The 11,318-nt window shown below is 42.0% G+C and carries 13 protein-coding genes; 3 read left to right on the top strand and 10 right to left on the bottom strand.

Annotation, left to right across the window (positions count from 1 at the left end; all coding sequences use genetic code 11):
- Positions 1-179: 179 nt before the first annotated feature.
- From phoA to AAC147_RS17090, 4 genes are all read right to left on the bottom strand, one after another.
- Positions 180-1,646 (bottom strand): alkaline phosphatase, encoded by a 1,467-nt coding sequence (gene phoA / locus AAC147_RS17075; protein WP_047683207.1) that lies wholly within the window; start codon positions 1,644-1,646, stop codon positions 180-182.
- Positions 1,647-1,910: 264 nt separating this feature from the next.
- Positions 1,911-3,407: an aldehyde dehydrogenase family protein gene (locus tag AAC147_RS17080; protein WP_047683209.1), complete on the bottom strand. Its 1,497-nt coding sequence runs from the start codon at positions 3,405-3,407 to the stop codon at positions 1,911-1,913.
- A gap of 15 nt (positions 3,408-3,422) precedes the next feature.
- Positions 3,423-3,803: a cupin domain-containing protein gene (locus AAC147_RS17085; RefSeq protein WP_047683211.1), complete on the bottom strand. Its 381-nt coding sequence runs from the start codon at positions 3,801-3,803 to the stop codon at positions 3,423-3,425.
- Between the two features lie 75 nt (positions 3,804-3,878).
- Complete coding sequence (locus tag AAC147_RS17090; protein WP_047683212.1) at positions 3,879-5,180, bottom strand: NAD(P)/FAD-dependent oxidoreductase; 1,302 nt, start codon at positions 5,178-5,180, stop codon at positions 3,879-3,881.
- Between the two features lie 403 nt (positions 5,181-5,583).
- Between AAC147_RS17090 and uriH the strand changes: the two genes are divergently transcribed.
- Positions 5,584-6,534 carry a uridine-preferring nucleoside hydrolase UriH gene (uriH, locus tag AAC147_RS17095; RefSeq protein ID WP_047683214.1) on the top strand — a complete coding sequence of 317 codons (951 nt, stop codon included), beginning with the start codon at positions 5,584-5,586 and terminating at the stop codon, positions 6,532-6,534.
- Between the two features lie 124 nt (positions 6,535-6,658).
- Here the strand turns inward: uriH and AAC147_RS17100 are convergent, their stop codons facing one another.
- Positions 6,659-6,898, bottom strand: coding sequence for a helix-turn-helix domain-containing protein (locus tag AAC147_RS17100; protein WP_072032531.1), 240 nt, complete (start codon positions 6,896-6,898; stop codon positions 6,659-6,661).
- Positions 6,899-7,045: 147 nt separating this feature from the next.
- Here AAC147_RS17100 and AAC147_RS17105 point away from each other — a divergent pair, with 147 nt between their 5' ends.
- The gene (locus AAC147_RS17105; protein ID WP_038260439.1) at positions 7,046-7,258 is read left to right on the top strand and encodes a helix-turn-helix domain-containing protein; all 213 of its coding nucleotides are present in this window, start codon (positions 7,046-7,048) and stop codon (positions 7,256-7,258) included.
- A 61-nt stretch (positions 7,259-7,319) separates the two neighbouring features.
- On the opposite strand, the gene sugE is transcribed toward AAC147_RS17105, so the two are convergent.
- Complete coding sequence (sugE, locus tag AAC147_RS17110; protein WP_047683218.1) at positions 7,320-7,634, bottom strand: quaternary ammonium compound efflux SMR transporter SugE; 315 nt, start codon at positions 7,632-7,634, stop codon at positions 7,320-7,322.
- A gap of 220 nt (positions 7,635-7,854) precedes the next feature.
- Positions 7,855-8,421 carry an elongation factor P gene (gene efp, locus AAC147_RS17115; RefSeq protein ID WP_047683220.1) on the bottom strand — a complete coding sequence of 189 codons (567 nt, stop codon included), beginning with the start codon at positions 8,419-8,421 and terminating at the stop codon, positions 7,855-7,857.
- A 40-nt stretch (positions 8,422-8,461) separates the two neighbouring features.
- Between efp and epmB the strand changes: the two genes are divergently transcribed.
- On the top strand, positions 8,462-9,484 hold the full coding sequence (gene epmB / locus AAC147_RS17120) for an EF-P beta-lysylation protein EpmB (protein ID WP_047683222.1): 1,023 nt from the start codon (positions 8,462-8,464) through the stop codon (positions 9,482-9,484).
- A gap of 181 nt (positions 9,485-9,665) precedes the next feature.
- On the opposite strand, the gene AAC147_RS17125 is transcribed toward epmB, so the two are convergent.
- From AAC147_RS17125 to AAC147_RS17135, 3 genes are all read right to left on the bottom strand, one after another.
- Positions 9,666-10,007, bottom strand: a complete 342-nt coding sequence (locus AAC147_RS17125; protein ID WP_047683224.1) for a DUF4156 domain-containing protein — start codon at positions 10,005-10,007, stop codon at positions 9,666-9,668.
- A gap of 280 nt (positions 10,008-10,287) precedes the next feature.
- Positions 10,288-10,446, bottom strand: a complete 159-nt coding sequence (locus AAC147_RS17130; protein WP_156115380.1) for a hypothetical protein — start codon at positions 10,444-10,446, stop codon at positions 10,288-10,290.
- A gap of 182 nt (positions 10,447-10,628) precedes the next feature.
- On the bottom strand, positions 10,629-11,318 hold a 690-nt coding region (locus tag AAC147_RS17135; protein ID WP_197056394.1), incomplete at its 5' end, for a group II intron maturase-specific domain-containing protein.

Consider the following 11,318-nt stretch of genomic DNA (forward strand, 5'->3'; position numbering starts at 1 on the left):
GTGGGGGTTCAAGTCCCCCCCTTCGCACCACTGTTAATATTTATCTGCTCATCTCTTATCTGTCTCATATTTTCTCGCTTTTTCTCCGTTCTTTTTTTGGTTTTATTCCTTAATACATCCCAGTTATTCTCAAAAATGAAAGTGACCTAAACAACGCAAGCCAGCAAACAGGCTACACGTCACAACAATCCCATCGCATTACGTATGGTAAAGAACAAATCGGTTTGATCAGTTAAACCAACAACATTGGCTGCATAAGGGCCATAAGCGGCAACACGTAATTGTGTTCCGGTATGGTTTTGTTTGCCTTTTTCTGAATTGCCATAGCTTACCGTGATGACTGCACCATCTTTGGTAATCAATGAGCGGGTCAATCCGGGGGATTTAACATCGGGTTCAATAATCTGGCTGGAATGGGCATGATCAGCCGTAACAATAACTAAGGTATCTCCATATTGCTTTGCAAATTTCAAACCCACTTGTACAGCTTCATCTAATGCCACTGTTTCCCCAATTTGGGCACAAGGGTTAGCTTCATGATCTTGTTTATCAATTGAAGCACTTTCCACTTGTAAGAAGAATCCGTTCTTATTGGTTTTCAATAAATCAATCGCTTTTTCGGTCAGTTGTGCCAATGTGGGTTCAGCGGAATTGCGATGAGTGTTAATTTTACACTTCACTGGCGCTTCATTAATGTTGCCATGATAAACCGCTTTTGGCCCTTCCCAGATCACACCCATATTTCCATCATTGAACAATCCCAACAGGGGTTTTTTCTGATTGACCTCTTGAATATCATTTAATGACTTTATATCTGTTACCCATTGATACCCTTGTTCCAGGGCTTGTTGCTTCAGAATTTTTCCTTTATTAACGCCGGATAACGATTGTTGTTCAAAACTTTTAGCACCGCCCCCCAAAGTAATATCGGGACGCGCAACTAAAAGCTGTTCCGTGATAGAACCTTTACCACCGTTTTCTAAAGCATCGATAGGGCATTTTTCCGAGGTTTCTTGTGGCCCATAGCATTTACGGTTTGTGACATGAGCATACAGCGCGGCTGGCGTAGCATCCTGAATTTCGGCAGTCGTAACATTTCCTGTCGCTTTTCCGTTTTTCTTTGCTAACTCCAGTAATGACTGATGTGCTTTACCAAAAACATCAATGCCCAACGCACCATTATAGGTTTTCGTCCCTGTTGACCATGCAGTGGCAGAAGCCGCAGAATCCGTGACATAGTTTGGTTTTTTTGTTTTTTTATTCAGAGAGTAATGCGTGTATTGGCCAGTAAAAGGCAGAGCATCGATTCCCTTAAAAAAACCACCAGCGCCTTGTGAATAATTGCGGGCTAATGTGATTTCAGAATCCCCCATACCATCACCGATAAACAAAATAACATTCTTCGCTTTTTTATTATTCAATGCTGTCTTAAGAGCATTCGTTTGGTCTTCGGCAAGACGGCGGGCACCGCCGAACTGGGTTATATCTCCATGAGCTAAACGGGATCCTGCCACGATGTTATCTGTATTACTGGCTCGTGCAGATAAACAGGTTCCTGACATGAATATAGCGATAATAAATAGGGTAATAGTAAGAGATAGCAAGCTTTTTGTGTAATTACGGGAGGGTATGTGGCGATAAAACATAGAGTGTTCCTTACTTTCAGGAAAATTAAACAAAACACCATGAATATGAATTTATTCCCCGAATAGTGAACGCTCAATGTGACATTATTGTGAAAGGCTGATAACACATTTATGACAATTTCTTACAATATGTATTGTCACTATAGACATACCTGCAAATTGCAAGAAATAGCCCGGCGATTAGGCTCGATATTTTTCAGGTTGCCTCATTTACACTCCCAGTGAAACAACCTGAAATCTGTTAGATATAACTGCCTGTTGCTATCAGTACCGCATCATGACCGATTTCAGTTCTGTGTAATGCTCAATGAATGCCTTACCAAACTCACGACCAATTCCTGAGGATTTCATACCACCAAATGGAACTGCGGGATCAAGGAACGTGTGCATGTTAATCCATAAAATACCCGCCCGGATACGCGGGATCATGCGCATTGCCTTACTTAAGTCGTTTGTCCATAAACTGGCAGATAGGCCGAATGGCGTTGCATTCATCATGGCAATCAGTTCTTCCTCATTATCATAACTGAGGAAAGCCCCTATTGGGCCGAACGTTTCTTCTTTCATTAACGTATCTTCGGCACTTTTCGCACGGATTACGGTTGGCATAACAAAAAAACCTTTCCCTTCCAGTGCACGTCCACCATATATGATTTCATTCCCTTCCTGACGTGCTTTTTCAAACAGAGACAGAATTTTTTCGTAATGCTCTTTGTTTGCCAAAGGTCCCATCTCTGTTGTTTCATCAAGGGGAGAACCAATCTTCATCGCAGACAAACGTTCAGAAAGTAACTTCAAAACCGCATCCATGTGAATAGAGGGAATATAGAAACATTCCGCCGCCGCACAAATTTGCCCCTGATTCACATAACCAGCTTCTAATACTCCTTCAACAATTTTCTCTACAGACATATCTGGCAAGAAAGCTGCTGCATTTTTACCACCTAATTCCAGCGTCGTACGGAGCAAACGACCATGCTCCATAGCAGATTTACCAATCGACATGCCAACAGGAACTGATCCGGTAAAAGTGACCTTAGCACATAGTGGATGGGCGAGTAGTTCCGCACCCACACCAGTACCAGAACCATTGACAATATTGATCACACCATCAGGAATTCCGGCTTCTTTCGCCAGTTCTGCTACACGCAGCATAGTTAAGGGAGTATATTCACTGGGTTTCAGAACAATCGTACAACCACAGGCCAATGCCGCTCCCAGTTTCCAAATGGCGATCATAATCGAGAAATTCCACGGAATAATTCCGACTACCACACCAACAGGTTCACGACGGGTAAAGGCGGTATATTGCTCCCCTTTGAACGATGGCAATGAAACATTCAGTGTTTCACCGCTTATTTTGCTCGACCAACCGGCAAAGTAGCGCAAGTATTCAGCAGAAGTACCAACCTCCAGCATACGTGATAATTGAATAGTTTTTCCTGAACACAGACTTTCAAGCTGGGCAAGTTCTTCACTATATTTTTGCAGTAAATCCGCCAATCGAATCAGGCAGTTGCCACGTTCCATAGGAGAAGTTTGTGCCCATGAACCATGAAAAGCCGTTGATGCAGCCTCCATAGCGGCATTAGCTTCTGCCTGACTTCCGCGGTTGACAATAGCAATCACCTCATTAGATGCCGGGTTGATGACCGAAAAGGTGTTGCCTTCCTGACCACGAACAGCTTGTCCATTGATATAATGGCCATGAGAACGTTGCAAAAACGCTGTAACGGACTCTAGCAGAGTGATTTCACTCATTATATTTCCCTCTTGTCAGTCTGAAACCTGAGCATTGACACATGCCATATAGTGTTTAACGAAGCGTTCACTGGTGATTTCCCACAAGACTTCGGTACCTTTCGCCGCAAACCATGAGTCACCTTCGTGGTATTCGACTATCACCCCTGTTTTAACATCCGTTAGTTTTACGGAGCCTTCATAAACAGTTGCCATTTCATCAAAGGGATAAACCATCTTAAATTTCCCTTTGGTACAAGCAAAAATACCGCAAGTCAGGTTATCCGTTGGCTCTCCGTGTATCATTGCACTGCTTGCCTGTGGATCGCCTTCTACAACAATAGAGCCAAGATTGGTGACACTACCAATCGGCATTAGTTCAGGAAGTGCTTTATCTAACAATAACGACTTTATCATGACTTTTACCTTTCAGAATTTATTGTGCAAAAAAGTTCATGTGCAAAAATAGTGAAAATCGAAAAATCAATAACACTAACGGCGCCCTTTCCAATAGCCTGACACTTGATGCCAAATCTTTCCGGTAGAAAGAAGCAAATGCCTCAATTTATCTTTGCCGATAATATTAGAATGGGGGATAGAACTTAGCAGTGAATAGCGCTCAGAGCCTTCACTCATACCTTCTGCCAGTACCTTGCAGATAATATGGCTTGGCGTCACACCAAAACCCGAATAACCTTGGACATAGAACACGTTGTTATGTTTTGGCAAGGAACCTATTTGCGGGAAGAGATTGGCGCTACAATTCATAGGTCCACCCCAGGCTAATTCAATTTTCACATCTTTCAGGTAGGGATAAACATCCAGCATCCACTTGCGGTTCCATTCTTTTAAATCCGAAGGAATATATTCGAAATATCTTGTCGCACTACCAAATAACAATCGGTTCTCTTTGGTGACCCGGTAGTAGTTGATAACAGGGTTGATATCACTATATGCTCCACGGATCGGGCTGATTTTTTCTATCAGTTCATCTGAGAGTTCTTCTGTCATTAACAGGAATGCGTAAGTATTAATCGTTTTTTTGTAAATGGTTGGTTCAAGACCATTCAGAAAAGCATTGCACGCCCATAGCATTTTGCTTGCCCGCACAGAGCCCATTGCTGTATGAACGGTAACCCTTGGCCCATATTCCACACTCAAAACCTGGCTATTTTCAAAAATTTTGACACCATACTCTGTGACCGCTTTGGCTTCGCCCAACAATAGGTTCAATGAATGAACATGCCCTCCGCCCATATGTTTCAAGGCAGACGTGTAAAGATTTGAACCAATGACTTTCTTAACTTCTGAACCAGTATAAAGTTCAATCTCTTCATCAGGACTAGCTTCCCGAAATCCTTTCAGCCAGCCACGCAGTGTCCTCTCTTGTCGGGAGTTACAACCCAGGTAACTATAACCCTGGCAGAAATCCGCCTTAATATCATATTTGGCGATCCGGTCACGAATAATTCCAGTCCCCATGTTGCTGATTTTAAATATTGTCTCCAGACCTTTCTTACCGACATGGTGTTTAATCCGATCTAAATCATGACCAATGCCAGTCATAACTTGCCCGCCATTGCGCCCTGTTCCACCATATCCCAGAGTCATTCCTTCCAAAATCGCGATATTGGTAATGCCTTTTTCTGCCAGTTCCAGTGCAGTATTTACACCAGAAAATCCACCACCAATGATAACGACATCAACATCCAGATCTTCTGTCAATGTTGGAAAGCGAAGGTCATATTTTTTGGTTGCTGCATAGTATGTTAATGAATCGATCTGATTGTTCATATTACACCCCGTGAGCATCAGTCCTTTCCCTGATATGCACTGCCAACAGTTTTCTATTCAGGGACACGTATCGCATTTATTTAAAATCGTTTATTCCGGTAACATTTGTTATTCAATTGGATAACAAAAGGATACGAAAATAAATTATTAATGTATTAATAAAATAAGAAAAGCTCATACACAAACATTTACCCTATATATGAATCATATACATTAGAAATGCTCAAATTATTTGTTATTTGTATGTTAATTAAATCACAATAATTAAAGTTATCATTAATAAGTTATGATTTTTATCATGTCATTTTGTGATGGTCAGTAGAAGAATTTTTACTGATGGTGAATTATTCTTGATATGTATATTTGAGCACCGTAATTTTTAGGTACCGTAAAAGGAATAAATATGCTTCCTAAGAAAATTATCCTCGATTGTGACCCTGGTCACGATGATGCCATTGCCATGCTGCTTGCCCATGGAAACCCCGATATTGAACTCTTAGCTGTGACGACCGTTGTTGGTAACCAAACCTTAGATAAAGTTACCCGTAATGCGCTTTCCATTGCCCATATCGCTAATATCCACAATGTTCCGTTTGCTGCGGGATGCCATCGCCCATTGGTAAGAGAGATCAAAACGGCACCTGATATTCATGGAGAAACCGGTCTGGATGGCACTGAATTACCTGAGCCTGTAATAAAACTGGACCCCCGGCATGCAGTTGACTTGATCATTGATATCATCATGGAACATCCACCTAAAAGCGTGACGTTAGTTCCAACGGCAGGTTTGACTAATATCGCCTTTGCTGCCCGAAAAGCACCCCACATTGTCGAACGAATAAAAGAAGTTGTATTAATGGGAGGTGGTTACCATATAGGTAACAGGAGCGCTGTTGCTGAATTTAATATCTTGATCGACCCTGAAGCTGCTCACATTGTTTTTAATGAAAAATGGCCACTAACAATGGTCGGATTAGATCTTACCCATCAAGCTCAGGCAACCCCAGAAGTACTTGAGGCAATCGCCCGGATAAAAACACGTCCAGCTCAGTTCGTATTGGATGCACTGGAGTTTTATGGAGAAAGTTATCGGATATGGCAAGGCTTCAAGTATCCTCCAGTCCATGATCCCTGTGCAGTTGCTTATGTCATTGACCCTACAGTTATGACTACTCAAAAAGTCCCCGTAAATATCGAGATGACAGGAGCTTTAACGACAGGTATGACAGTCGCTGACTTCCGCGCTCCTCCCCCAGAAGACTGCCATACTCAAGTTGCCGTAAAGCTGGATCAAAACAAGTTTTGGCAGATGATCATTGATGCCCTAAACAATATTGGGGAGACAGCGCTCTGATAACATCATGCACTATATTTAATATCACCTTTGGGCATATAATTCACGAAGCCCAAAGGTGGTTTTAAGCCACAGAGTTTAGACAGTCTCTTAATCATGACTAATGAGATAATTTGTAGAAATTTTAATTAGGAGTGACGGAAGTCTCAAAACTGAACAGTTCATTCAACTCAATTTGCAATCCATTCGCAATGACATAAATAATTTCTAGGGTAGGATTTCTGACACCACGTTCAATGCCGCTGACATAAGTTCGATCCAAACCACATTTATCGGCAAAAGCCTCCTGCGACATCCCAGCTTCCTTCCTGAGATATCTAATTCTTTGTCCAAAAACGGATTTGATGTTGTTCGATGTTTTCATCCGATAAGTATCGATTCATGTTACTTATCCGACCACGGACTATGAGTCACATTTAAATCTTAGTTATGTTATTATGTGTGACTCATAGTCTACTATTAATTCATTTCTTTTTAATTGAAAAATGACAGGTAACAGGAGAACTTAAGAATGGAAAATAAAGATTGGCATTCCGCTGATATCATCGCTGAATTGAAAAAAAGAGGCACAACATTATCAGAAGTATCACGTACTGCCGGGTTAGCATCATCAACACTTGCCAATGCTCTACAACGCCACTGGCCAAAAGGAGAACGTCTTATAGCAGCCGCACTAGGACTTACACCGGAAGAGATATGGCCTTCTCGTTATGAGAAAAAATGAGCAAAGATGAGACCCAGCATTATGCTGGGTTCATTTACAAATCATCAAACCTTACTGACAGTCAGCTAGTAAGTTTCAGGCCAATAATACCAACAATAATCAGGCCAAGACTCAATATCCTGGCAAAATTCGCAGATTCCCCCAATACCATAATACCGAAGATCGCAGTACCTACAGCCCCAACTCCTGTCCATACCGCATAGGCAGTTCCTGCTGGTAAGTTTTTCATGGCATAAGCCAGTAACCCTACACTGACACTCATCGCACTGATGGTAATTAGACTCGGAACCAAGCGAGAAAAGCCCTGAGTGTATTTCAGGCCCACAGCCCACACAACTTCAAGCAAACCCGCGATGAGAAGTATCAACCAAGACATGCCTTTTCACCTTATCTCTAATGGAAAATTATCCAATGAAAAGCGGGGCCGTCCCCAATCAGATGGCGTTTATCCAGGTCGTCCCAGATAACGATAAGAAATGCAACAGGATTATAACTACCAGATCAGAGAGTCGCAACGTGTAATAAAATCGAGTACAACAAAAAACCGCAACCTCTAGACGAAGAGGCTACGGTTTTTTTAAAATAACGATACGCGATTATTTAACGCGGGAAACGTATTCGTTAGAGCGGGTATCAACTTTAATGACTTCACCGATCTGTACAAATAGAGGTACTTTCACTACCGCACCAGTGCTCAGAGTAGCGGGTTTACCACCAGTACCTGCGGTATCACCTTTCAGGCCCGGATCAGTGTCAACAATTTCCAGTTCAACAAAGTTTGGTGGAGTAACAGCGATAGGACGGCCATCCCACAGAGTCAGAATACATTCTGCCTGATCAATTAGCCATTTTGCATTGTCACCAACGGCTTTCGCATCCGCAGCTAACTGCTCGAAAGTTTCGTTGTTCATGAAATGCCAGAATTCACCATCGTTGTACAGATAAGTCAGGTTGATATCCATAACATCTGCACTTTCAACAGAGTCTGTTGATTTAAAAGTTTTTTCCAGCAGTTTACCAGAAATCAGCTTACGAATACGAACGCGGGCAAATGCCTGCCCTTTACCAGGTTTAACAAATTCACTGTCAAGAATAGCGCACGGCTCGCCATCTAACATGATTTTAAGACCTGAACGGAATTCATTGGTACTATAAGTAGCCATGGAGATCCTCTAATTTTTAACGAAATGGCTTAGCCAAAAAATGGCACACATTATAACCCAAATTCACCCTGCCAGAGAAGTCTGGCTACAACAACTTACGGATGTTATCACTGATCCCAATGAGTTGTTGCAACTGTTGTCCCTGAGCACGCACACCATATTAAAAGAAGGCAATGAGGCGCGGCGTCTATTTCCTTTACGTGTGCCAAGAGCATTCGTATCACGAATGAAAAAAGGCGATCCGCGGGATCCCTTATTACTACAGGTTCTGACTGCACGAGAAGAGTTTGATACTCCAACTGGTTTTTCCACTGATCCATTAGATGAACAACATCCAGTGGTTCCCGGCTTGCTGCATAAGTATCGCAACCGCGCTTTATTACTGGTCAAAGGAGGCTGCGCGGTAAATTGCCGTTATTGTTTCCGACGCCATTTCCCTTATCAAGATAATAAAGGTAATAAAAACAACTGGCATGCAGCACTTAATTATATTGAACAGCATACTGAGCTGAATGAGATCATCTTCTCCGGTGGTGACCCGCTTATGGCAAAAGATCATGAACTGGATTGGCTAATGACTCATCTTGAATCCATCCCGCATATTAAGCGGTTACGTATTCATACCCGCTTACCTGTCGTCATCCCCGACAGGATCACTCTTTCATTATGCAACCGCTTAGCACAATCAGATTTGCAAGTGATTATGGTAACTCATATTAACCATGCAAACGAAATTGATGATACTTTTCGCAATAGCATGATGCGATTGAAACAAGCGGGAGTAACACTGTTGAACCAAAGCGTCATGTTGCGTGATGTAAATGACGATGCTGATACTCTGGCAGAGTTAAGTAATGCGTTATTTGATGCGGGTATTTTACCTTACTATATCCATGTGCTGGATAAAGTTCAGGGAGCTGCACATTTTCTTGTCACTGATGAAGAAGCAAAATCCATTATGAGGGAGCTATTGACTAAAGTCTCCGGCTATTTGGTTCCGCGTCTGACAAGGGAAATAGGTGGCGAACCGAGTAAAACACCACTGGATTTAGGCTTAGGGTAGCATTCACCCATCAAGATGATGTTCAGCCATCACTGATTCAATAAACTCACCGTCGAAAATATGTCATAATGGGCAGTGCACAGAAATTCAAACAAACCGATCAATTATCGTGTTACAAAACGTTTTTCTGGACATTGCCCAAACTGCATTATGTTCTTTTGCTGTGCCTTCTTACTGATGCCTAAGGACATTGATAGACTTGCCCAACCATTTTACTATCAAGGGGAACAAAGCTACCCAACAGATTTTCTGATGGACTATTTGCACCATAAATGACATTTCCCCCCATTGCAGCCGCTTTATTACGTAAATCATTAGCTGCACCACGCATAGAGCTGCTCTCATTACCAATACCATTGAACCAGTTGCTCTGAGTACCAGTCACTTCACCTAACCGCTGGCATTCGCTCCCCGGCTGAGTATCCACAAAACGTACATTAGAGCCAGCGGAAGTTAATTGATTATTCGTTGTGCAACCAGCCAGCAGCAGTACTGACATTCCGAGCAAAATTTTAATTCGCATTTCTTCCCTCATCGGTTATTGGAACTTATACCACAATGATAAATATACCCTTTTGTATTTCATTAAGAGCAAAAAGTAAAAAGGCGAGTAGATATTTTCTGCTCGCCTTCAAACTTTTATCCTAATGGACGGGTAATTCCATTATCAGGATGAACAGCATGTCGGGTAGCAGCAGTATATTACTATACCACCGCCCCCTAAGAACCGTACATGCAAGTTTCACCGCATACGGCTCAAGCCTTTATAAGGCTAGATTTACATTTCGACGACGAAATAAGTATTACTTCGCCTTACACTCGTTACACTGCTCTCTACCACTAGGTCTGTCATTAGTCTTTACCCAACCTGCCGCAGGATGAGCGTTTTTACTACAGCTAGTTTCCCAGTGGTAAGTATCACTGCTTGTTTTATAGTAATAAGGGGCTTTCGGCTGCGACATTACAGCTTTCTCCTTTAGTTGTATACCCTTCGGAAGAAATAGACTGACTAGAGGGCTTTAGTTCAGCCTAACTACTCAAACTTTGCCGTACGACCAGCTTATACAGAACATTTGTGTTTAAACCTTAAACACAAATTGTTCTTATATTAACCCTTTTATTCAAAAAACAGTTAGTGCTTTGATCACATAACCACATGTAGTTGTCGATGACAATTAGGATGCAACATTACCAAGTTATCAATTTCATCCCCGCCTCCATCTGTTCGTCGAATAACGTGATGGATATCCCAATCTTCATCATTCTTAAACATTTGCCCACAAATCGAACATCGATATCGTTGGCGTTCCCATATCGTCCACAATTTTCCAAGATAGAGTTTGTTTTCCTTCCAGTGCTTAATCTGGCGCTGTTCGAAATACAACTCATCATTGCAACCGTATAGATTAGCCTCCGATTTTATCTTGATATACCGCTTAATCGGGATGTCTTTACTTCTGAGCAATCGAGCTAACTTACCCCAAGTATCAACACTTTGAAATACGCATTTTTTTCCGTCAACTGCATGAAAATATTTATCTTTCACCCAGCGTTTATTGCGATTCTGATGCTTACGACAGCACCAGTGCCAAAGGAGTTTCCAGACACGGTAATCCACATAGCCAAATGTTTCTTTAGCCACAACATGGCGATGATAATTTGCCCAGCCACGTAAAACCGGATTGAGCAAATGGATTAATACGTCTTGCCCAACCATTAAATTACTTCTGACTATGCTTCGAAGTTTCTGGAGATGATTTCGCAAGGGCTCTGTCGCATTAACAAGAAATGTCCGAGTGAAAGTGTATTGATTGTTTTTTATGCGGTCAGTTGA

Source organism: Xenorhabdus sp. NBAII XenSa04 (assembly GCF_963866145.1).
In the GTDB taxonomy this organism is placed as follows: Bacteria; Pseudomonadota; Gammaproteobacteria; order Enterobacterales; family Enterobacteriaceae; genus Xenorhabdus; species Xenorhabdus indica.

Coding starts and splice junctions, on each gene's coding strand:
- AAC147_RS17125 (WP_047683224.1), bottom strand. CDS start 10,007: ATGCGAATTAAAATTTTGCTCGGAATGTCAGTACTGCTGCTGGCTGGT.
- AAC147_RS17100 (WP_072032531.1), bottom strand. CDS start 6,898: ATGAAAACATCGAACAACATCAAATCCGTTTTTGGACAAAGAATTAGA.
- AAC147_RS17105 (WP_038260439.1), top strand. CDS start 7,046: ATGGAAAATAAAGATTGGCATTCCGCTGATATCATCGCTGAATTGAAA.
- AAC147_RS17080 (WP_047683209.1), bottom strand. CDS start 3,407: ATGAGTGAAATCACTCTGCTAGAGTCCGTTACAGCGTTTTTGCAACGT.
- AAC147_RS17130 (WP_156115380.1), bottom strand. CDS start 10,446: ATGTCGCAGCCGAAAGCCCCTTATTACTATAAAACAAGCAGTGATACT.
- AAC147_RS17085 (WP_047683211.1), bottom strand. CDS start 3,803: ATGATAAAGTCGTTATTGTTAGATAAAGCACTTCCTGAACTAATGCCG.
- epmB (WP_047683222.1), top strand. CDS start 8,462: ATGGCACACATTATAACCCAAATTCACCCTGCCAGAGAAGTCTGGCTA.
- AAC147_RS17090 (WP_047683212.1), bottom strand. CDS start 5,180: ATGAACAATCAGATCGATTCATTAACATACTATGCAGCAACCAAAAAA.
- efp (WP_047683220.1), bottom strand. CDS start 8,421: ATGGCTACTTATAGTACCAATGAATTCCGTTCAGGTCTTAAAATCATG.
- uriH (WP_047683214.1), top strand. CDS start 5,584: ATGCTTCCTAAGAAAATTATCCTCGATTGTGACCCTGGTCACGATGAT.
- sugE (WP_047683218.1), bottom strand. CDS start 7,634: ATGTCTTGGTTGATACTTCTCATCGCGGGTTTGCTTGAAGTTGTGTGG.
- phoA (WP_047683207.1), bottom strand. CDS start 1,646: ATGTTTTATCGCCACATACCCTCCCGTAATTACACAAAAAGCTTGCTA.